This window comes from Methylotenera mobilis JLW8 (assembly GCF_000023705.1).
GTDB classification, from domain to species: domain Bacteria; phylum Pseudomonadota; class Gammaproteobacteria; order Burkholderiales; family Methylophilaceae; genus Methylotenera; species Methylotenera mobilis.
Genome location: NC_012968.1, coordinates 853064 through 873524, shown reverse-complemented (window position 1 = coordinate 873524; position 20461 = coordinate 853064). Strand labels below are relative to the sequence as shown.

21 protein-coding genes and 1 tRNA gene are annotated in these 20461 nt (G+C 44.1%); 7 read left to right on the top strand and 15 right to left on the bottom strand.

The window, feature by feature from the left end:
• Window positions 1–115: 115 nt before the first annotated feature.
• Window positions 116–511 (top strand): response regulator, encoded by a 396-nt coding sequence (locus MMOL_RS04140; RefSeq protein WP_015831758.1) that lies wholly within the window; start codon window positions 116–118, stop codon window positions 509–511.
• A gap of 33 nt (window positions 512–544) precedes the next feature.
• Here MMOL_RS04140 and MMOL_RS04135 read toward each other — a convergent pair whose 3' ends face one another.
• From MMOL_RS04135 to MMOL_RS04125, 3 genes are read right to left on the bottom strand one after another with little or no spacing between them, the layout of a single operon-like run.
• Window positions 545–1378 carry a sulfite exporter TauE/SafE family protein gene (locus MMOL_RS04135; RefSeq protein WP_015831757.1) on the bottom strand — a complete coding sequence of 278 codons (834 nt, stop codon included), beginning with the start codon at window positions 1376–1378 and terminating at the stop codon, window positions 545–547.
• Window positions 1365–1718, bottom strand: coding sequence for a protein tyrosine phosphatase family protein (locus tag MMOL_RS04130; RefSeq protein ID WP_015831756.1), 354 nt, complete (start codon window positions 1716–1718; stop codon window positions 1365–1367). Before MMOL_RS04130 ends, MMOL_RS04135 begins: the two co-directional genes overlap by 14 nt.
• Window position 1719: 1 nt before the next feature.
• Entirely contained in the window at window positions 1720–2040 is a 321-nt protein-coding gene (locus MMOL_RS04125; protein ID WP_015831755.1) for an ArsR/SmtB family transcription factor, read from the bottom strand.
• An 83-nt stretch (window positions 2041–2123) separates the two neighbouring features.
• Here MMOL_RS04125 and MMOL_RS04120 point away from each other — a divergent pair, with 83 nt between their 5' ends.
• From MMOL_RS04120 to MMOL_RS04110, 3 genes are read left to right on the top strand one after another with little or no spacing between them, the layout of a single operon-like run.
• Window positions 2124–2819, top strand: a complete 696-nt coding sequence (locus MMOL_RS04120) for an MBL fold metallo-hydrolase (protein ID WP_015831754.1) — start codon at window positions 2124–2126, stop codon at window positions 2817–2819.
• A 5-nt stretch (window positions 2820–2824) separates the two neighbouring features.
• A complete protein-coding gene (locus MMOL_RS04115) occupies window positions 2825–3250 on the top strand; it encodes a YeeE/YedE family protein (RefSeq protein WP_015831753.1) in 426 nt (141 codons plus the stop codon).
• A gap of 3 nt (window positions 3251–3253) precedes the next feature.
• Window positions 3254–3664, top strand: coding sequence for a DUF6691 family protein (locus MMOL_RS04110; protein WP_041928681.1), 411 nt, complete (start codon window positions 3254–3256; stop codon window positions 3662–3664).
• Between the two features lie 125 nt (window positions 3665–3789).
• Here MMOL_RS04110 and parC read toward each other — a convergent pair whose 3' ends face one another.
• The 3 genes from parC to MMOL_RS04095 form a co-directional block, all read right to left on the bottom strand.
• Entirely contained in the window at window positions 3790–6063 is a 2274-nt protein-coding gene (gene parC, locus MMOL_RS04105; RefSeq protein ID WP_238524395.1) for a DNA topoisomerase IV subunit A, read from the bottom strand.
• 11 nt (window positions 6064–6074) lie between these two features.
• Window positions 6075–8060 (bottom strand): DNA topoisomerase IV subunit B, encoded by a 1986-nt coding sequence (locus MMOL_RS04100; RefSeq protein ID WP_015831750.1) that lies wholly within the window; start codon window positions 8058–8060, stop codon window positions 6075–6077.
• Between the two features lie 413 nt (window positions 8061–8473).
• Complete coding sequence (locus MMOL_RS04095) at window positions 8474–9385, bottom strand: ATP-binding protein (protein WP_015831749.1); 912 nt, start codon at window positions 9383–9385, stop codon at window positions 8474–8476.
• A 442-nt stretch (window positions 9386–9827) separates the two neighbouring features.
• Here MMOL_RS04095 and MMOL_RS04090 point away from each other — a divergent pair, with 442 nt between their 5' ends.
• Together MMOL_RS04090 and MMOL_RS04085 are read left to right on the top strand one after the other, a co-directional pair.
• On the top strand, window positions 9828–10022 hold the full coding sequence (locus MMOL_RS04090; protein WP_015831748.1) for a YezD family protein: 195 nt from the start codon (window positions 9828–9830) through the stop codon (window positions 10020–10022).
• A gap of 111 nt (window positions 10023–10133) precedes the next feature.
• Window positions 10134–10475, top strand: coding sequence for a DUF2325 domain-containing protein (locus MMOL_RS04085; protein WP_015831747.1), 342 nt, complete (start codon window positions 10134–10136; stop codon window positions 10473–10475).
• Between the two features lie 133 nt (window positions 10476–10608).
• Here the strand turns inward: MMOL_RS04085 and MMOL_RS04080 are convergent, their stop codons facing one another.
• The 3 genes from MMOL_RS04080 to epsC are packed head-to-tail and all read right to left on the bottom strand — an operon-like array spanning window position 10609 to window position 14296.
• Window positions 10609–12432: a family 2A encapsulin nanocompartment cargo protein cysteine desulfurase gene (locus tag MMOL_RS04080; RefSeq protein WP_015831746.1), complete on the bottom strand. Its 1824-nt coding sequence runs from the start codon at window positions 12430–12432 to the stop codon at window positions 10609–10611.
• On the bottom strand, window positions 12419–13336 hold the full coding sequence (locus tag MMOL_RS04075) for a family 2A encapsulin nanocompartment shell protein (protein ID WP_015831745.1): 918 nt from the start codon (window positions 13334–13336) through the stop codon (window positions 12419–12421). The genes MMOL_RS04080 and MMOL_RS04075 overlap by 14 nt, the downstream gene beginning before the upstream one ends.
• Before the next feature lie 24 nt (window positions 13337–13360).
• On the bottom strand, window positions 13361–14296 hold the full coding sequence (gene epsC, locus MMOL_RS04070; protein WP_015831744.1) for a serine O-acetyltransferase EpsC: 936 nt from the start codon (window positions 14294–14296) through the stop codon (window positions 13361–13363).
• Window positions 14297–14585: 289 nt separating this feature from the next.
• On the opposite strand from epsC, the gene MMOL_RS04065 reads away from it, so the two are divergent.
• Entirely contained in the window at window positions 14586–15584 is a 999-nt protein-coding gene (locus MMOL_RS04065) for a sulfate ABC transporter substrate-binding protein (protein WP_015831743.1), read from the top strand.
• Between the two features lie 350 nt (window positions 15585–15934).
• On the opposite strand, the gene cysK is transcribed toward MMOL_RS04065, so the two are convergent.
• The 6 genes from cysK to MMOL_RS04040 all read right to left on the bottom strand — a co-directional run bounded on the left by cysK (window position 15935) and on the right by MMOL_RS04040 (window position 20066).
• Window positions 15935–16912 carry a cysteine synthase A gene (cysK, locus tag MMOL_RS04060; protein WP_015831742.1) on the bottom strand — a complete coding sequence of 326 codons (978 nt, stop codon included), beginning with the start codon at window positions 16910–16912 and terminating at the stop codon, window positions 15935–15937.
• A gap of 212 nt (window positions 16913–17124) precedes the next feature.
• Window positions 17125–17607 (bottom strand): ASCH domain-containing protein, encoded by a 483-nt coding sequence (locus MMOL_RS04055; protein ID WP_049764467.1) that lies wholly within the window; start codon window positions 17605–17607, stop codon window positions 17125–17127.
• Window positions 17608–17788: 181 nt separating this feature from the next.
• Window positions 17789–17860, bottom strand: coding sequence for a pyrroloquinoline quinone precursor peptide PqqA (gene pqqA / locus MMOL_RS12075; protein ID WP_012777389.1), 72 nt, complete (start codon window positions 17858–17860; stop codon window positions 17789–17791).
• Window positions 17861–18040: 180 nt separating this feature from the next.
• The gene (locus tag MMOL_RS04050; RefSeq protein WP_015831740.1) at window positions 18041–18346 is read right to left on the bottom strand and encodes a hypothetical protein; all 306 of its coding nucleotides are present in this window, start codon (window positions 18344–18346) and stop codon (window positions 18041–18043) included.
• A 320-nt stretch (window positions 18347–18666) separates the two neighbouring features.
• Window positions 18667–18756, bottom strand: a tRNA-Ser gene (locus MMOL_RS04045).
• A gap of 65 nt (window positions 18757–18821) precedes the next feature.
• Entirely contained in the window at window positions 18822–20066 is a 1245-nt protein-coding gene (locus tag MMOL_RS04040; protein ID WP_015831739.1) for an adenylate/guanylate cyclase domain-containing protein, read from the bottom strand.
• Between the last annotated feature and the right edge of the window lie 395 nt (window positions 20067–20461).

The window sequence follows — 20461 nt, the reverse complement described above, 5'->3', positions numbered from 1 at the left end:
ATAAATTTGATAAATTTGATATTTAATGTAATGTTGTAATAAAATTTATTTAGAGTTGAGACTGATAGGAACAACAAGTAAAGAGAATTTTAATAAAATGAATAGGAGATGCTAAATGGAAAAATTGTTAATTATTGATGATGGGTACGAGTTGTTTAATAGCTTACAACTCTCGTTTGGCTATGATGAGTATAAGATATCGCAAGCAAAAAATGAGCAACAAGCTATAAAACTAGCAGAAACAGAAGTACCAAAAATCATCATTATGAATTTAACCGCTACAGGTGATTACGGACTAGATAAATTAAAAAAATTAAAAGAGACAGCTCAACTTAAAAAAAGTAATCTAATTTTGTTATCTACACAGGCACAACAAAAGGAAATCTCTAAAGAAGTGAACGATGATGCTACTTACTTCATCCCCCAGCCATTTAGCCCCAACGACCTCACTACAGTGCTAACTGGCATAAGAACAAAAGAGTTTGCCAAAAATAGTAAAATATCAGTTTAGATCAAGTAATCACTTCACTTATCATCGAACATGCTAATGGTGAATAATTGCTTGATAAGCTAAATTCAGACACATAACTATTGCTATGAATAGGCTAATTATTCCAAAGGTTAGTCTAGATTGAGAAATAGATATGTTTGCTGACTTAAGCTTACCAAGCATACTACCTATAAGCGTTGCTACGACGAATGGAAATGCAATTTTCCATTCAATTGTAGAATAGATAGCATAAGTAATTACCCCTGACAACGCTACCAAAGCTGTCATCGCTAGAGAAGTAGCAACTACCATGCGATATTCAATGTTACTCACTTTTTGTAGGATAGGTATCACAATAAAACCTCCTCCAACACCCAATAGTCCTGATAAAAAACCGGCAATCGTTCCTGTAAGCAATAATTTTCTTGTACAGGATGCCGTCCAAAACAACTTGGCGTTAACAGGATTCACTTCACATGGTATAGCTTTATTCGGGTACAAATTATCCTGCATAAGTGTCGTGTTTCTTGAACTAAGTAGCGCCTGTATACCCACGAAAAAAAGTAATACCACAAACAATAGCTGCAACCAAAGTGCAGTCAGTTGGTGAGCAACGTAGACACCTACAGGCGCTGTTATTACACCCATCACAGCTAAAAGTGTTGCGGCTTTATACCTCACGACACCTTGCTTCAGGCCGATAACTACAGCAGCACCTGCCGCGACAAAAATTGCTAATAATGCGATAGGCACAGCTTCTTTTAAGGACACATTCATGATGAACATCAACACTGGCAATGAGAGTATGGCACCACCAGCGCCTGTGATAGACATCAGAAAGCCAATGGCTAACCCTGATAATATTGCGACTAAATTAAGGTCTACCATGATTTTCTAATGCTAGTTTACACATCGTCATTGCGCGATTTCCTGTTTTACAGAACCCTAGTATTGGTTTAGGTGCATTAGCATAAACCTCGCTAAACTTTGCTACCTGATGCGATTCTATCTGATTTGGAATGACAGGAATGTGGACATAAGTCAAACCGTTACTCAGTGCTGCAGCTTCTAATGCTTCGCTTGTTGGCTGCTCAGATCCCCCCTCATTATCAGGTCGATGATTGATGATTGTTTTAAACCCCAAACTGATTATTTCAGGAAAATCATCAACCTCTATTTGGCTGGTGTAACTAAAATACTGATTTAATTGATGCACTTGCATTGTCATTTCACTCTCCTGATTTCATACAAATTTCCTGGTAAAGCACATGCATAATTGCTAACGCAGAAGTATTGGATATCGTATAGTAAATACTCTTACCTTCACGCCGCGTACTTACAAGCTCTGCTTTCCTAAGCACCGTTAATTGCTGCGATAGTGTTGGTTGCTTGATGCCAAGAATTGCTTCTAGCTCACCAACCGACTTCTCACCTTGTGATAACTGACACAAGAGCATGAGGCGATCACTATTCGCCATGACTTTTAATAGGTTTGTTGCAACCTCTGCTGAGGTTCTCAATTTTTCGAAATTAACTTCTTGTATTTGCATACCAATACACTATACTTATAAACAATATATTTAATTATATAATATTAAATTGCAATATAAAAAATAATTTTGAAAGGATGATCATGTTTAAGCAGTTTTATGACGAGACCTCATCTACGCTGACGTACTTAATCGCAGACGAAGTTAGCAAACAAGCAGTGTTAATTGACTCGATAGCGGAGAATATTGACGCATATTTGCATGTGATCAATACACACAATTTAACACTAGTTTATTCACTAGAAACCCATGTGCATGCAGACCATATTACGGGCGGCGGAAAACTTAAATCTATGACAACAGCCCAAACCGGGGTTAGTCAGGGTTGCGGCGCAGACAGCGCTGATATACAGTTAAAAGATAACGATGTCATTACATTTGGTCATGAGTCGATCACGGTGATTGCCACACCTGGGCATACTGCGGGCAGTGTGAGTTTTATATGGCAAGACAGAGTTTTCACGGGCGATAGCTTATTGATTAATGGCTGTGGCAGAACAGATTTTCAAAATGGAGATGCAGGTAAACTTTATGATTGCATCACGGAAAAATTATTCACATTACCTGATGAAACTTTAGTTTACCCAGGCCACGACTACAACGGCAGAAGAGTAAGTTCTATTGGGCAAGAAAAACGCATCAATCCGCGCTTAGCTAATCAATCTAGAGATGAATTTATTGATACGATGGCAAACCTGAATTTACCCAAACCAAAAATGATTGATATTGCAGTACCCGCAAACCGAAAATGCGGCGTGCCTGAACCACAGCAAGGATAAACCATATGGAAAATTTCACACCTATACAATCACTTATTGGTGGCTTATTGATTGGCGCATCAGCATCCATGCTGATTCTTTTCATGGGAAAAATTACAGGTATCAGTGGGATCATTGCATCGTTACTACAGTTTAAAAACACACCGAAAGGACACTATACATGGAGGCTACTGTTTATTGCTGGCCTACTCATCTCTAGCACGGTGTATCAAACATTCGCCCCACCACCAGCCTCTGAAATTTCCGCTTCCACCGGTACATTAATCATCGCAGGCCTATTGGTTGGATTCGGTACTAAAATGGGTTCCGGCTGCACCAGTGGCCATGGTGTTTGTGGACTGAGCCGATTATCCTTACGCTCATTGATGGCTACCATGTGCTTTATGTTCACTGGTTTTGTAGTGGCTTATCTGATGTTACATGTGGTGTAAATGATGAAAAATATAATGACATTCAGCGCTGGACTCATTTTTGGACTGGGCTTGATTATTTCAGGCATGACCAACCCAGCGAAAGTAATAGGCTTTTTAGACCTTGCTGGCGATTGGGATCCTAGCCTAGCATTCGTGATGCTAGGCGCTATTGCGGTGGCGTTCTTTGCATTTAGGAAAGCAGAGTCTAAGGGAACTACCATATTCGATGAAGCTATACACTTACCTGCAAAAACGCACATCACCAAAGAACTTATCATTGGCAGTATGCTGTTTGGCGCAGGCTGGGCATTGGCAGGGTTTTGTCCGGGGCCAGCCATCGTTGCCTTAGGGGCAGGCTATCAACAGGCCCTTATTTTTGTTATCGCCATGCTCGCGGGAATGGCGGCACATGAGTACTTATATAAAAAATGAACAGTGACTGCGAACCAAAAGCATCTCGCAGTAACATCACCATCTACAGCTAAAGCATGTGATTCAAACTAGGCATAGTTCACATCTACTATGCCTAGCCGTACAGCGCCGTATTTAGCTAAAACTTAGAACAGACCTGCCTGCCTTTTAATCACAGGTTTAGTATCTAATACAGAGTAGCCTTTTCTGGCACGCTTTTGTATGAATTTAGATAGAACATCCCCTTCAATCACTTTGGCTTTACCTTTCACCAGAATATTGGCAGACAGCCCATTACTTAACTCAAGCCGAGACAGTGAGGCATTATCTGGAATATCCATGATGCGCACCCCTTTACCACCATTGGGGTATTCATTCATCTCGGTCACAGCGAATACTAGGAGCTTATTCTCAGACGAAGTCACAACCAGATGAGTTCTATCATCCAGCGCTAATGGTGGCAGAATAGTGGCCTTACCTTCAGGTTTCATAAAGGCTTTCCCAGCTTTAGGTCTGGCTACCAACCCTTTTAGGGGCGCAATAAAGCCATAGCTATTCGAGGTAGCAAACAGGTAGCGGTCATCATCTTTGCCTGATAGTGCATGGACTAACTTCGCCCCATTTTGTACCTCAATGATAGAACTGAGCGGGATACCATCACCCTTGCCACCCGGCACGGTTGACGCATCAAACGCATAACAGCGCCCATTGCTATCTAGCAGCACAATAGGTAGCGTAGTGCGTGTTTCAATCACAGCAAACTCGCTGTCACCCGCTTTCCAGCTAATTGCATCGCGTTCCACACCGTGGCCTTGTCTTGCACGAATCCAGCCGTTTTTAGATAGAAGAATGGTTACCGGTTCATCTACTACAAAGGCTTTTTGTCCACCCTGCACGCGCTCTACAGGTTCTATCAAGGTACGGCGGTCATCACCATACTTTTCTGCATCCTGTTTGATTTCCTTAGCAGTCAATCTACGTAATTTGGTATCACTACCTAAAATAGTCTGCAAGCCATCCGCTTCTTCTCGCAAGTCTTTTAGCTCTTTCTCAATCTTAAAACCTTCTAGGCGGGCAAGCTGGCGCAATCTGATTTCCAGAATATCTTCTGCCTGGATTTCACTAAGCTGAAAAGCTGCAATCAAATCAGTTTTCGGTTCATCTGAATTACGAATCACCTTAATCACCTCATCAATATGCAGAAAGGCAATCATGCGCCCTTCTAAAATATGGATGCGTTTATTAATTTTGTCTAAGTCAAACTGGCAACGCCTGCGCACTACATTCAGCCTGAATGCAATCCACTCTTTCAAGATAGCAATCATGCCTTTTTGCGCTGGGCGCCCATCGGTACCAATCATCACCATATTGACCGGGCATGAGACCTCCATACTGGTATGCAGCAACAGGAACGCCATCAACTCATCACTAGATACCTTGCTGGTCTTAGGCTCGATAATCAGGCGCACGTCCTTCTTACCTTCACTCTTAACTGTATCTATCATGCTCAATGCTGACTGTTTAATCAGCAACTGATCTTGGTCGATAGTTTTTTTATCTTTTTTCGGCTTAGGGTTGGATATGGCTAAAATTTCATCCTGTATCGTTTCTACTGATACGCCATGTGGCAACTCATTGATGATGATGCGCCATTGACCACGCGCCATTGGCTCTACCACCCAGCGTGCACGCAACCTTAATGAACCTCTGCCTGTTTCGTAAGTAGAAAGTATGTCCGCAGTTTGCGTAATCAACTGACCACCGCCCGGAAAGTCTGGCCCCGGCACATGCTGCATAAAATCGGCAGTAGTGCAGTTCGGGTTATCCATTATATGCAGCACCGCGTTTGCAATCTCGCGCATATTGTGCGGCACGATTTCTGTCGCCATACCAACAGCAATACCAGATGCGCCGTTCAACAGCATCATCGGCAAACGAGCCGGCAGCAACACAGGCTCCTGGAAAGCCCCATCATAGTTACTCTGAAAATCTACAGTGCCGCGGTCAATTTCAGACAATAATAAGTCAGCAATCGGCGATAAACGCATCTCAGTGTAACGCATTGCCGCAGCGCCATCACCATCACGTGAGCCAAAGTTACCTTGGCCATCAATCAACGGGTAACGCAGCGTAAAGTCTTGCGCTAAACGCACCGCTGCCTCGTAAGCCGAACTATCACCATGCGGATGGTACATACCCAATACGTTACCCACCACGCGCGCGGACTTCACCGGCTTCACGCCAGCGACCAGCCCCATTTCTTTCATTGCATATAGAATGCGGCGTTGCACCGGCTTTTGACCGTCTTCTACTGATGGTAAAGCGCGTCCTTTTACCACGGATACTGCGTAGGCTAGATAGGCTTCTTCAGCATACTCGCCAATCGGCACTGCATTTTCTTCGTTATTATTTTCTAACATACTGGTATCCATTAAACGTCAGCCTCCACATCATTACCGCGGCGTTCCATCCACTCTTTTCTAGATGCTGACTCATTTTTGGCCATGAGCATATCAAACATTTTCAGCGCCTCGCTTACCTCGCCTTCAGGTAAGCGTACCTGTATCAAACGTCTAGTATCAGGGCAAAGCGTGGTTTCCCATAACTGCTCCGGGTTCATTTCCCCTAGCCCTTTAAAACGCTGAATACTGAGTTTTTCTTCAGCAATGCCTTCACGCTTAAGCTTTTCTATCATCGACATTTTTTCAACATCATCTGAAACATAGATTTTACGCAAAGGCTTGTTCTTGCCTTGTGCAGGCACATCAATCCGATATAGCGGCGGCTGGGAAATATACACATGCCCGCGCTCAATCAGCTTAGGCGCGTGCCTCAACAGCATAGTCAGTAGCAGCACTTGAATATGCGAACCATCGACGTCCGCATCAGATAAAATACATAATTTACCGTAGCGCAGGCCAGAAAAATCCGGGTTGTCTTTTAACGTATGTGGCTCTATACCCAAGGCGACAAAAATGTCATGCACTTCTGAGTTAGCAAAGATACGTCCAGCATCCACCTCCCAAGTATTCAATACTTTACCGCGCAGTGGCAACAAAGACTGAAACTCGTTATTACGCCCCATCTTCGCGCTGCCACCTGCCGAGTCGCCCTCCACTAAGAACAGCTCAGCCTCCATCGTGCCCGCTGCTTCACAGTCTGTGAGTTTGGCTGGCATCAGGTTAATGCCTGTGGTTTTACGCTTTTCAATTTTCTGCGTGGATTTATTGCGCGCTGCCGCACTCCGATTCACCAAATCAGAAATACGTTTAGCATGGTCTACGTTTTGCGTGAGCCAGGTTTCCATCATCGGCTTCACCGCCGATGCCACCATTTTCATCGCGTCGCGATTGGTCAATTTTTCTTTGGTTTGGCCTTGGAATTGCGGGTCCAGCACTTTAGCTGCCAGTACGTAGTAAACGTTATTCCACACGTCTTCTGACGACACTTTGACGCCACGTTGCATCATGCTGTGATGCTCCATAAACGACTTTACAGCTTCAAACACGCCGTTACGCATGCCTGCCTCGTGCGTGCCACCTGAGAGAGTAGGAATCAGATTCACATAAGATTCGCCGCGGCCACCGCCTGGCCCAAAAGATAATGCCCAAATGGCGCCTTCACCTTTGGAGATTCCGTCCGTGTTTTCCTGATGATAAAACTCACCAGCAATGATAGGCACCGGCACTTCATCATCTGCTATTTCACGCTCGCCAATCAGTTCATCCAGATATTGCGGTAAGCCATCTGCATAAGTCCAAGTACGCTCTTCAAAGCCATCAGTCCCTTCTATTGAAAGCGAAACACTCACACCACGCAGTAAAACGGCTTTTGATTTAATCAGGTGTTCTAACTGCTGAATCGACACCTTAGGAGAGTCAAAGTACTTAGGATCTGGCCAACACTTCACCGTGGTACCAGTATCGCGCTTCAGACACTTACCTACCTCGGCTAAAGGCTCAACACAGTGACCATTTTCAAAAATAAGACCATGCACCTTGCCGCCACGCTTCACTTTTACTTCCAAGCGTGTGGATAATGCATTAGTAACAGAGACACCCACCCCATGCAAACCGCCTGAGAAGCGGTAGGAGCTGTTTTCATCCTCTTTATCAAACTTGCCGCCGGCATGCAGCTGTACGAACACTAGCTCCACTGCTGGCTGTGTTTCCCCTTTGGGAATCTCGACAGGAATACCGCGACCATTATCCGTCACCTCTACCGCACCGTCTTTATACACGGTGACCTCAATGTTGGTAGCATGCCCACCTAAGGCCTCATCTGCCGCGTTATCAATTACCTCTTGAACAATATGCGTAGGAGAGTCAGTTCGGGTATACATACCGGGTCTGGCACGTACAGGCTCCAGCCCCCTTAACACCTTTACCGAGTCTGCATCGTATTCTTTTTCTGCCATTGATTAGCCTTTAACGTTGGATACTGCGAGTGTATTTTTGCAAGTGTAATTTAATCTAGAAGTGTAATTTATCTGGCGCTATTTTATAAAACTAATTCACCTTTTTGCGCTGGATTCTATTAAAAATTAGCGCCTCTGTTAAATATTAATTAGCGCAATATAATATTTATGATATTCACACCTGAAGCTAGCTAAATAGCTAGCTATCATGCGGTTTCACTCCACAATTTCTGTGGATAACATTGTGGGGTGCATGGGGATAGGCAAGCTAAGTCACTGGTGAGAATAGAAAACGCTAAAAAGAAGCATTTTTAGACAAAGCGGCAGGCACGCTGAATTAAATGATTGCGGCTGAATACGCAATGATATGCACAGCAACGCTCCACCGGTTAAAGTTCAGCTTTGTTCATTTATTATATTTTCACCGCATTTTTTAACAGTGCGCGCCCAGCATAATCACGCGCAAACTGTAAAGCAATGCGGCCAGATCTGGAGCCATGCTCGGTCGCCCAGCGCAATGCTTCTTCGCGCACGTTGTCGTCCATGGAAAAGCCAAAGTTGCTTACCCACTGCGTCACCGCCGTCAAATATTCATCCTGACTGAAGCTGTAGAAATGTAGGCGCAAACCAAACCGGTCTGACAGGGATATCTTTTCTTCTAAACTATCGCCTGGGTGTATCTCACCTTGGCTATCTTTACGTAGCTCTAAATTATCTGCCATTTTCTCCGTCACCAGATGTCTGCGATTAGAGGTGGCATAAATCAGCACATTGGCGGCCGCGCCGGCAACAGACCCATCCAGCACAGTTTTTAAGGCCTTGTAATGATGCTCACCATCTTCAAATGACAAATCATCGCAAAATACAATAAAACGTTCCGGACGTTGACGAACCAGCTCGATAATCAGCGGTAAATCATCCAAGTGTTGCTTTTCTACCTCAATCAAACGCAGCCCTTGCTGATGAAAGGCATGCAAGCAGGCACGTACTAGAGAAGACTTACCTGTGCCCCTAGCACCCGTCATCAAGGCGTTATTCGCGGGATAGCCATGTACAAACTGTAAGGTATTCTGCTGCAGCCGGGCTACCTGCTGCTCAATATTGCATAGTTGATTAAACGCGATCAGTTGCGGTGCAGTAACCGGCGTTAAATGAGGCACATGATTGATGCCGCTATTGCGCTGCCAACGGTAAGCAAAGGCTTGTGAAAAATCGATGGCTTGTTCATGTTGACTAGATGGCGATGCCTCCAATGCTGAGGCAATCCTATCAAGTGAGGTAAGCAGACGCTCAATCTGCTCAGGGGCTAATAGTGTGTTCGTCATGGTTCGTGCACATTAAATAGGTAACGCATCCATTATATGTTGATATCAAGTGTTGCAATGTGCTGATTTAAGCCGAACATCAATAGTGCTTACCACTGTTACCTATTCACAAACAACATTCCACAATTTCTGTGGATAACATTGTGGGAGGCATGGGGATATAAACGCTAAGTGACTGGAGCGCTTATGAATCTACGAATAGGAGCAATTTTAAGCAATCAGCAAAATCGGCCTGAATCACACGCCCAGCGTGGGGACATATGTAAAGTGATGGCTACTGTCAATAACACCCACCGCACTTTACTCTCAGCCAGACCCAATACATACGCCCGCCTTTATATTCTTTTTAGTTATAAAAATATAAATTTAAATTATTTTTAATTGTTAGATAAGCCCTATACAGTGTGGTCATTGCAATTACTTATATTTTGAAGGAGAAATCATGTCACTCAACCAAGTACAACATAAAACGACAACAATCAGTAACTATAAAAACCGTGATTTATCAGAAAACATTTTACGTGCAGTTGAAGAGCTAAAGCTTGGCACAGGATACGGCTCGGTAGAAATCATCTTACACGAAGGCCGTGTTACCCAAATTGAAAAACGTGAAAAAATCAGACTGCCGCAAGATTAATAACATACACAGATGACGCAAACGCAGTTTAATTAACTCAATTTAACAATATCAATCATACATGGCCGCACTAGACAAAATTTAGTGTGGCACAAATAGGAGGCTCTTATCATGAGTTCAGTATTAATTGTAGGTGGCGACCAAGTAGATGGTATCAAAGAGGTTTTTGGTAATTACGGCATAGACAATATCCAGCACTGGTCTGGTCGCAATGGCGGCGACAGTAATAAGGTGATTCCACAAAACACTAAATTGATCGTGTTAGTCACCAAGTGGGTCAATCACTCCATCACCCATAAAGTAAAAAACTACGCATCCAAACGCGGCATTAAAGTGCTGTATATACCTAGCGGCTCCAAAGAAAGAATGTTTGATATTATTAAAAGAGACGAGTTGCAGCCAACGATTGAATCTGCATTTAACCAAAAGAAATGGTGGCCATTCAACGCATAACGATGCTAACTATTGTTTTTCCTCGCGTGCTTTTTCCTATTGCTTCTACAAAACATTAACCCTGAATATAGTCTCCTATATTCAGGGTTAAGTCTTTTACAGCACTAGTTCTACCACTACATTCCACACACAACTAGGCACGCTGCGAAGCCAAGCGCAATAGCACACTCACCATCAAATCAACTTCAGCGGTAGTGTTATAAAACGCAAGCGATGGTCGAACCGTTGTTTCTACGCCAAATCGACGTAAAATTGGCTGTGCGCAATGATGACCTGAGCGCACTGCAATACCCTCTTGATTCAAAGCCGCGCCGACTTCTTCACTTTTAAAGCCATCCAGCTTGAAAGACAACACGCTAGCCTTGTCTTTGGCTGTGCCAATAAAATGCAGGCCAGGCACTTTTTGCATCGCGGCCGTGGCATATACCAATAAATCATGCTCATAGCGCGCAATGTTATCAATGCCAATGCGCTCTACGTACTCAAGTGCAGCGCCTAACCCTACGGCATCTGCAATATTACCTGTACCCGCCTCAAATTTAGCTGGGGCTTCATGGTAAACCGTCTTATCAAAGGTCACATCTTGAATCATATTGCCGCCGCCCTGCCATGCCGGCATATCATTCAACACTTCAGGTTTACCATACAGCGCGCCAATACCGGTAGGGCCAAACACTTTATGCCCGGAGAACACAAAGAAATCAGGACTCAAGGTTTGAACATCGCTGCGCATATGCGACACTGACTGCGCACCATCCAGCAGCACTTTAGCGCCTGCACGGTGTGCCATTTGTATCATTTCAGCCGCTGGCGTCACCGTCCCCAAGGCATTTGACACTTGGGTAAATGAAACCAATTTCACACGCGATGTTAACAGTTTTTGATACTCGGCTAACAACACCTGCCCACTATCATCTACCGGTGCCACTTTTAATTTGGCGCCAGTTTCCTGACATAACTGTTGCCACGGCACAATATTGGCGTGATGCTCCAGGTGTGAAATCACAATCTCGTCACCTTCGCCAATATGCTTTCTACCCCAAGTTTTAGCGACTAGATTAATCGCTTCCGTGGTACCTCGCACAAAAATAATGTTATCTACTGACGGTGCATTAATGAAACGTCTCACCGCTTCACGTGCACTTTCGTAAGCATCGGTAGCACGTGCTGCCAATTCATGTGCGGCGCGATGAATATTAGAGTTCTCATGCTGGTAAAAGTAAGAGATTCTATCTATCACTGCCTGGGGTTTTTGCGTAGTCGCCGCGTTATCAAACCAGACCAGCGGACGGCCATTTACCAACTCGCGCAATATAGGAAAGTCCTTACGCACTGAATGCACATCAAATGGCGGATGTGCACTGGCAGCTTGGCTGGCCACTTGACTATCTGCAGATGCATCATGCTGCGGTGTTGCACCTTGCAAAAAATAATAAGGTGATGCGTCATGGCTAGCAGCATTGCTGTCTGATGCATTTGAGTTAACACCCAAGTCATCAATGAGCTGATTTAGCTCCAGATGATAAGGATCATAAATGCCGCCTATGATTTGATTGAGCGTTGCAAACTCAGCACCAGTCGAAACATTTTGCAGTGCACCAGATAAAGCACTAGGCAATGCCGATAAGGCTGACGGAGCAGACGTTTGCACTGGGTCAGAAATAATATTGGCGCTTGGCAAGACCGCATTCACCACCACTGGGTTTAAAGAAGCATTAGATGGAAACTCTTCTCTCTGAGCAAAAGGCGCCCCCGCAGGGAAGCCATCTGCATACAACTCATTGGCAATACGGCTTAACTCGGCAACATCAAGGTGCCCAGTTTCACTAGCCTGCCTGCCAATGGCAAGGCCAGTAGCCATATGTGGATGCTCCCCGGGCAAAGAGGCCAGTATCGCCTCAGGCTCAAAAGAAGATAAGTCACCTAATGCAGGTGCATATCCATTACTTGTAGTCATAGTAGTTGCCTACATCAACGTTTTCCAACACTGCAATCGCGTCATCGGTCAGCACCGCTAATGAGCAATAGAGTGAAACCAAGTACGATGCAATCGCTTTGTGGTTAATGCCCATAAAACGCACAGATAGCCCCATGCTTTGTTGACCAGGCAAGTTAGGCTGATACAAGCCCACCACACCTTGACGGCTTTCACCTGTGCGCAACAATAGAATATTGGTTTTACCGTTAGTCACTTTCAATTTATCGCAAGGGATAATCGGCACGCCGCGCCATGTGATAAATTGTGAGCCAAACAATGCTACGGTTGGTGGTGGCACGCCGCGACGTGTGCACTCACGACCAAATGCCGCGATAGCTTGCGGATGCGCCAAGAAGAATGCCGGCTCTTTCCATACTTTAGAAAGTAACTCATCAAAGTCATCCGGTGTAGGGAAGCCAGTACGTGACTTCACTTTTTGTGAGTCAACAATATTGTTCAATAAACCATATTCTTTATTGTTAATCAGTTCGCTCTCTTGGCGCTCTTTCACCGTTTCAATGGTCAAGCGCAATTGCTCTTTAATTTGGTTATGCGGGCTGCTGTATAAATCAGAAACGCGCGTATGCACATCCACAGCTGTATTCACTGCATTAAGCACGTACTCGCGGCCCCACTCTTCGTAATCAACAAAAGTTGCCGGAATGTCACGCTCATCTTTAGCAGAACAATCCACCTCAATTGCGCTTGGATCTTTAACTTTATTTACACGGTAAATACCCGCCTCTACTGGTACCCACTGCAATAAATGCACTAACCAGCGCGGCGTGATGGTTCCCATCATCGGAACGGTTTTGGTCGCGTTCGATAGGGTACGTGCAGCAACATCCCCTAGTGCGGTATGTGCTTGATGAATATCTGTCATTTGTTTCTCCTGTTAAAAATTGATTTACTGCGCAACATCATCTGTTGCGCTTACTTGCGTTTTAGCTTGTGTAATTTGGCTATTAGGCGGCACGCTGCGCGTCAGCCACACATTGCCGCCGATCACGGAGCCAGCCCCTATCGTGATGCGCCCTAATATCGTGGCGCCTGCGTAAATCACCACATCATCTTCAAGTATCGGGTGCCTCGCACTACCTTTAATCAAATGGCCTTGCTCGTCAGTTGGGAAGCGTTTTGCCCCTAAGGTCACGGCCTGGTACAACCGTACGTGGCGCCCTATTAATGCGGTTTCACCAATCACTACCCCTGTGCCATGGTCAATAAAAAAGCCTTCATCAATCGTCGCCCCAGGGTGAATATCAATACCTGTGGCAGAGTGAGCTAGTTCAGAAATAATGCGCGCAATCAGGGGCAACCCTAGTTTGTGCAGCTCATGCGCTAAACGGTAATGAATAATGGCGGATATGCCTGGGTAGCAAACCAGCACCTCATCCAGGCTGCGCGCGGCTGGGTCACCTTGAAATGCCGCATCTAAGTCGGTATCCAACAATTTGCGTATTTTTGGTAACGACTTAGCAAACGCACGTGCCTTGTTCATGGCAGCTTCAGCGCTAGGAGTTTTGTCATGGTCGGTATCAGCGGAGTAACGTAATTCCAGCTGAATTTGCGTATTCAGTTCACGTAACGCGGTATCTAAAGTAAACCCTACAAAATAATCTATGCCTTCGTCTTTCAAACCAGGCGCACCCAGTCGATTGGGGAACAGTGCCGCACTTAAGCCATCAATCACCGTTTGCAATGCCTTTCTTGCAGGCAGCTTAGGCGGCTTGTTACGTCGATGCCTATGTTCCAACGAAGTCACCCTTACATCGCGCAGCGCTTGCACAATGCTTGGGATATCAAAACTTTCATTTGGCAATACCGTCGTTATGTCAGACATATCAATACCTGTCGCAGAAAATAAAAAAAGCCAGTGCGTCTCTCGACGCACTGGCTTCCGGTTGTCCGGTCAGCACACGCTAACTGAAAAATTCTAAAAATAATGACAGGGCTTTAATCGTCGCCCTGTTTTGTGCAATCAATATACACCACTCTCCATATTTAAAAAAGTACTCACAAATACCTCAATAATATTTTTAAATTATATAGATATAGTTTTTTATTCTTTTACATTATTAAAATTAATCATTAACTTAGGTGCTCCTAATTAATAAACTAGAGTAAATACTATGTATAAAAAATCTATCTTTGCCGGCTTGCTGACCATCAGCAGCTTATTGTTCACAGGCAACGCCCTTGCCAACAATACCTTGCTCAATGTGTCTTACGATGTAACGCGCGAGTTTTATAAAGACTTTAATCCATCTTTTATCAACTACTGGAAGCAAAAAACTGGCGAAACCGTTACCATCAATCAATCGCACGGCGGCTCAAGCAAACAGGCCAGATCTGTAGCAGATGGCCTGGAGGCCGACATCATCTCCATGAATCAAGCACCGGATATTGATATCCTGTATGACCGCTCAAAACTGATACCTAAAGACTGGCAAAAGCGCTTGCCCAATGCCAGTTCACCCACTAACTCCACCACCGTTTTTTTGGTGCGCAAAGGCAACCCAAAGCACATCAAAGATTGGGATGACTTAGTTAAACCAGAGGTCAGTGTGGTGATCCCTAACCCTAAAACGTCAGGTAACGGTAAATATAGCTATTTAGCAGCCTGGGGGTATATCATCAAAAAAGGTGGCAACGAGGCCCAAGCAAAAGATTTTGTGGCCAAGTTATTTAAAAATGTACCGGTATTAGATACTGGTGGGCGTGGCGCAACCACTACATTTGCACAACGTGATATTGGCGATGCATTGCTGACGTTTGAAAATGAAGTCAATCTCATCAAAAAAGAACTAGGCGACAAATTTGACGTAGTCTATCCATCCACCAGCATTCTGGCCGAAAACCCAGTTACCGTTGTTGATAAATTTGCCATCAAACACAAAAATCAAGCGCTTGCCCAGGCTTATGTAGAGTACCATTTTTCTGAAGCCGGCCAAGAAATTGCGGCACAGCACTACCTAAGACCAAGCCTGCCAGCAGTTGCCGACAAGTATAAATCACGCTTTAGAAACATAGAGTTATTTAGTGTCAATGATGTTTTTGGTAGTTGGAGCAAAGCACAAAAAGTACATTTTGCTGATGGTGCGCTGTTCGACCAAATTTACCAACGATAAAACCCATAGATAAAGTCCCTGACGGCATATTCAAGGTAGCGAATACGCCGTCACCTTTACTCATCATCAGGCGTACTTGGCAACAGGTGTGCCTGATACTATCTCAAGTAACAACATTTAAAGTACCAACATCTTATCGCCAACCATCTTTCTCTTACCTATTTATTTACGATTGGGATGGTTTATTTACGATTGAAATAGTGTTGGTTTTACCTCATTGATTACAATGGATAATACCCCACTACGATAAATTAGGCCTCCCATGCGTTTCCAGCATGGGAGGCCTTTTAGTCGTCTGACTGCGTTTCGGTAACAGCTAAAACGTCAATAATTAAACGAGGTAGCCAAACTTATATCGCGATACCTTTTTCGTCAAAAAAGCCCTCAAACAGAATCGAGCTCAAATAACGCTCGCCAGAGTCAGGCAATACCACCACGATAGTTTTACCCGCATTTTCAGGACGTTTTGCATAGCGCACCGCTACAGCAACCGCCGCCCCGCAAGAAATACCAGACAAAATTCCCTCTTCCTTAGCTAAGCGCTGTGCATACAGTACAGCCTCTTCATTCGTTACTTGTGCAATATCATCCACCAGCGATAAATCCAATACGTCTGGTACAAAGCCGGCGCCTATGCCTTGAATTTTATGCGGAGCTGGTTTTAGCTCCTCACCAGCCCGTTTTTGGCTTAATACCGGGCTAGCTGCCGGCTCTACCGCTACTGAGACAATCGCTTTCTTTTGTGTGTTTTTAATATAGCGAGACACGCCAGTGATAGTACCGCCAGTACCCACGCCAGATATTAAAATATCAATTTTTCCATCAGTGGCTTCCCAGATTTCTGGGCCTGTGGTTTTCTCATGAATTTCAGGGTTAGCTGGGTTTTTAAACTGCTGCAGCAGTACGTAACGGCTAGGATCCGAAGCCGCAATTTCCTCGGCTTTGGCAATCGCGCCGCTCATGCCTTTCGCACCTTCAGTTAACACTAACTTTGCACCATAGGCCACCAGCAGCTTGCGACGCTCCACGCTCATGGTTTCCGGCATGGTAAGCGTTAGCGGGATACCTCTAGCTGCAGCAACAAAAGCCAATGCAATCCCAGTGTTACCGCTGGTAGGCTCAACAATCTCTTTGCCTGGCCCCAATAAGCCACGCTGCTCGACATCCCATATCATGGCCGCACCAATACGACACTTCACTGAATAAGCTGGGTTGCGGCCTTCAATTTTGGCAAGCACCACTGCTGGCGCACCATCCGTCACCCGGTTTAGCTTAACCAAAGGTGTGTTACCAATAGATTGAGCATTATCTTCAAACCAATTTGCCATGAGTATCCCTATTTATTCTGTGTTGTTTATTCTGTATTGACGGAGAGCTTTATCGAAAGGATTATAAGTGAAAGTCTAGCAATTTAAATCGCTCAGTTACAATAACTTTTAGCTATTTGGTTACAACTAAAAAGTATAAAAGCGGGTCACAAAAACGAATACGCTCAGCACTACCGAGCGGCAGAAAAACCTTATACCAATCAACGGGTAAACTAAAACAACTCGGCCTGCGCAGCTGGCGGTGCGCTCAGCAGCGCATCAATCTCTACTTCAAAAATCCCGAGCTTGCCAGGGCATGGCATAAAAGGCACAGGTCTTGCTTTTTCAAATAAAAACCCATAATGCCTGCTACTCACACCCTTAAATTGCGCTCTATGCTGGCGGCTAGTATGCTCAGGTAGCGCATCCGGCCTGCTGCATAGCACCAAGTCAGCCATGCCAACCACACCGCCATACGGCAGCTCTTCTTTGGCAGGTAACGGAATATCAGTGTTCGCTTTAAGGTAATCGTAATACACATCATACAAACCCTTGCTCGCATGAATAAGTATGTGGCCACGATACGCAGTGCCCCAGGTACGGTCATCTACCATCAGGTAGCCATGGGTAATCAACCATGCAAAAGGTTGTTTAAATGACAGTACTTTCTGCAACCCATTGATGGCGCCTACTCTTAATATTGCGGGATTACTCATTACCATATGCTATATCAGCCGGTACTAGGCCAGTGTGGAGATAGGCGGAAGTATAACGTTGATAGTTACGATCACTTAACAAAATTTGCGGCACCTATATGACGAAACTGATAGGCATAAAAAAACCCAGATAAATCTGGGTTTTTATCATACTTAAAGTAAGTACTATTTGAAGCAAATATTATTTGTTCATTACGTACATAGTAACTTCAAAGCCAAAACGCATTTCAGTAGCTGCTGGTGTTGTCCACATAATGATTCTCCTAGTGTCTGGTTTGAACTGACATCATGTCTTGTTTGAATGATTACATTATGGACCTCTGTTAACAAATAACACTGTCACTGTTCATGAATGCAGGCTAAGTAAAATCATGAATAGTGCCAAATTACTACGCTGCCATCATGCTTACATTTTTAAATTAGCTTGCATGCTTTATCTTAAAGAATAAGCATGCCACTCGTGCTTGGCTCTAAGCCTAGCGGTTTTATGCAACTTCCATAAACTACGCAACCCCACCAGCGCGGTGATGATAATAAATGACAACAGGATAGAAAGCCCTATTTCACCAAACTGCCTAATCAAGACACTAAAGTTTTTCACATGCAAGCCGCCGCTATCTATTGAAAACGTAAGGAGTGGAAGCGCTGCGAGCAATATCAACAACAAGCAGTACTGTACTCGTTTACTATAAGTGACTTCACGCTTGCTTAGCTGTTCAATGTATTGATGGGTTGCCATTTCATCGCTCCTCTTTAAGTTTAACGATTTGATGCCTACGGATGACAGACAAATCTTAAACATGAAGATAACCATGATTTATTGCAGGAATATGAATCTAACGTGTGCGCCATTAATAACACCAAACTGTAACAATGGCTAAAGTGTGAAAGGCTTAAACAGTCAAATATACTTAAATTACTGATGAATCACTCAGCACTACTAAGGATTAATTCAATGAACAAGTAAGGCTAGCGCTTAACATCATGATATTAAAGACTATGGTGATGGTATCTTTAAAATAAAAAAGCCGCTTAAAAGCGGCTTTTTTATTGAATGTATGGCGGAAGAGGAGAGATTCGAACTCTCGATAGGGTTACCCCTATGCCACCTTTCCAGGGTGGTGACTTAAACCACTCATCCACTCTTCCGTTAGGGGGCGAATTATAGTGCAATTCGCGACAAAAACCCATGCCATATATCGTTTATTTGTTAATTACGTAGCCCTACCCAACAGAATAAATGTATCAAGAATGCCTTTTCCCTTCACTTCAACCGCCTTGCGCGGCGAGAACACATAGTCATTCGCCAACAGTTGCTGCGTCTCTTGTGTAACTTGTATGGTGTTAGGCAGGCTGGTTTCTTCCATACGGCTGGCTACATTGACAGTGTCACCCCATAAATCGTAGCTGAACTTGCTACTACCGATTACACCTGCAACCACAGGCCCAGTGTTAATGCCGATACGCATACTGAGGTCTATGCCCATTTTCTCAGATAGTTCTTTCAGCGCAGTCTGCATATCCAAAGCCATTTCCATCATACGGTGCGCATGATTGTGGCAAACGACAGGCGCACCAGACACCACCATATAGGCATCCCCTATTGTTTTAATTTTTTCCACTTGGTATTTATCTGCCAATTGGTCAAAACGTAAAAATATTTGTGATAGCAAATCAATTAACTGCGTAGGCGACATTTTGTCTGACATGTGCGTAAAGTTAATCAAGTCGGCAAACATGACCGTCACACTTTCGTAGTGGTCGGCAATGCGCATATCGTAGTCTTTTAACCTTTGTGCGATAGGCGCTGGCAAAATATTCAATAATAACTGCTCAGACCTAGCCTGTTCGATTTCTAGCGAGTGCATGATGCGCTCTTTCTGCACTTGGAAAAAACGCAGAACACCGTACAGAATCGCGGCTGTGCCGGTAATATTCATTAAGAAGAAAGCATCTTTGACCCCATTAGGAATCGGCATCGCGTTAATCGCAAAGTAATGATTCAGCTTCCAGGACAGAAATGCCAAGCCCAGAAACAACAAAAACCACGGAGTAGACTGGCGCGTACCTAGAATCATTAAAGCGCCAACTGGCGACAAAATAGCCCAAATAGCAACGCCGCTAGAGGCCTCGAAGCCGCCAATAATCCATTGCATAAAGAATGGCATCACCAGCAACATGATAAGTTGGGTAAAAGTAAAATACTCAAAACGCTTAAACCGATAAAAAATGAATAAACTGAAGTAAGAAATAATCAGGTAGAAATAAGGGACGGCAGCGATAACGGCATAGCCATCGCCCAGCCCGGACAAGGTGTAAATCCAAAAGAAGCTGACCAAGGTCTCGGCGACAACCAGAATGGACAAAATCGCTTTACCCAAGCTTAAGGAAGTTGGGTTAAATAAACCATCCCAAAAGCTACGTGCAAATATTGATGAGTTTGCTAGATCAGCCGCCATGTTTGAGCCATGTATATGCAGGAATATGCAGTTTTATTAAATTCGACAATCACACTATAACTTAAGCAACTGTCTTTTTCTATTTCTAAATCAATCAATGTGTTAAATCATGTTGCAACTAAAAATCAATAAACACATCAAATAATATCTAAATAAATCAGCTAAATTTTTGAATAAAAAATGATGGATTTTCCTCTCCGTAAATTCATTAATTTTTTAAATGCTAACGACTAACGCTTGATTTGCTAGCGCCTTAGGGTTATTGTTTTGGAGTGGCGGTAGTTACAAAACTCTTTTATTTACAAGCACTTTAGCGGTATTGGTACGACTTTAAGTTTCTTGATGAATAATTGCGGGATAACAATAAGAATCACTATATTAACGAGAGAAAAACT

Bases quoted from the DNA above. Each gene is read 5' to 3' on its own strand.
- parC (WP_238524395.1), bottom strand. From the start codon at position 6,063: ATGTTAGAAAATAATAACGAAGAAAATGCAGTGCCGATTGGCGAGTAT.
- cysK (WP_015831742.1), bottom strand. From the start codon at position 16,912: ATGGCAAATTGGTTTGAAGATAATGCTCAATCTATTGGTAACACACCT.
- MMOL_RS04055 (WP_049764467.1), bottom strand. From the start codon at position 17,607: ATGAGTAATCCCGCAATATTAAGAGTAGGCGCCATCAATGGGTTGCAG.
- MMOL_RS04125 (WP_015831755.1), bottom strand. From the start codon at position 2,040: ATGCAAATACAAGAAGTTAATTTCGAAAAATTGAGAACCTCAGCAGAG.
- epsC (WP_015831744.1), bottom strand. From the start codon at position 14,296: ATGTCTGACATAACGACGGTATTGCCAAATGAAAGTTTTGATATCCCA.
- MMOL_RS04120 (WP_015831754.1), top strand. From the start codon at position 2,124: ATGTTTAAGCAGTTTTATGACGAGACCTCATCTACGCTGACGTACTTA.
- MMOL_RS04095 (WP_015831749.1), bottom strand. From the start codon at position 9,385: ATGACGAACACACTATTAGCCCCTGAGCAGATTGAGCGTCTGCTTACC.
- MMOL_RS04075 (WP_015831745.1), bottom strand. From the start codon at position 13,336: ATGACAGATATTCATCAAGCACATACCGCACTAGGGGATGTTGCTGCA.
- MMOL_RS04085 (WP_015831747.1), top strand. From the start codon at position 10,134: ATGAGTTCAGTATTAATTGTAGGTGGCGACCAAGTAGATGGTATCAAA.
- MMOL_RS04135 (WP_015831757.1), bottom strand. From the start codon at position 1,378: ATGGTAGACCTTAATTTAGTCGCAATATTATCAGGGTTAGCCATTGGC.
- MMOL_RS04090 (WP_015831748.1), top strand. From the start codon at position 9,828: ATGTCACTCAACCAAGTACAACATAAAACGACAACAATCAGTAACTAT.
- MMOL_RS04050 (WP_015831740.1), bottom strand. From the start codon at position 18,346: ATGGCAACCCATCAATACATTGAACAGCTAAGCAAGCGTGAAGTCACT.
- MMOL_RS04040 (WP_015831739.1), bottom strand. From the start codon at position 20,066: ATGGCGGCTGATCTAGCAAACTCATCAATATTTGCACGTAGCTTTTGG.
- MMOL_RS04065 (WP_015831743.1), top strand. From the start codon at position 14,586: ATGTATAAAAAATCTATCTTTGCCGGCTTGCTGACCATCAGCAGCTTA.
- MMOL_RS04080 (WP_015831746.1), bottom strand. From the start codon at position 12,432: ATGACTACAAGTAATGGATATGCACCTGCATTAGGTGACTTATCTTCT.
- MMOL_RS04130 (WP_015831756.1), bottom strand. From the start codon at position 1,718: ATGACAATGCAAGTGCATCAATTAAATCAGTATTTTAGTTACACCAGC.
- MMOL_RS04100 (WP_015831750.1), bottom strand. From the start codon at position 8,060: ATGGCAGAAAAAGAATACGATGCAGACTCGGTAAAGGTGTTAAGGGGG.
- MMOL_RS04115 (WP_015831753.1), top strand. From the start codon at position 2,825: ATGGAAAATTTCACACCTATACAATCACTTATTGGTGGCTTATTGATT.
- MMOL_RS04110 (WP_041928681.1), top strand. From the start codon at position 3,254: ATGAAAAATATAATGACATTCAGCGCTGGACTCATTTTTGGACTGGGC.
- MMOL_RS04140 (WP_015831758.1), top strand. From the start codon at position 116: ATGGAAAAATTGTTAATTATTGATGATGGGTACGAGTTGTTTAATAGC.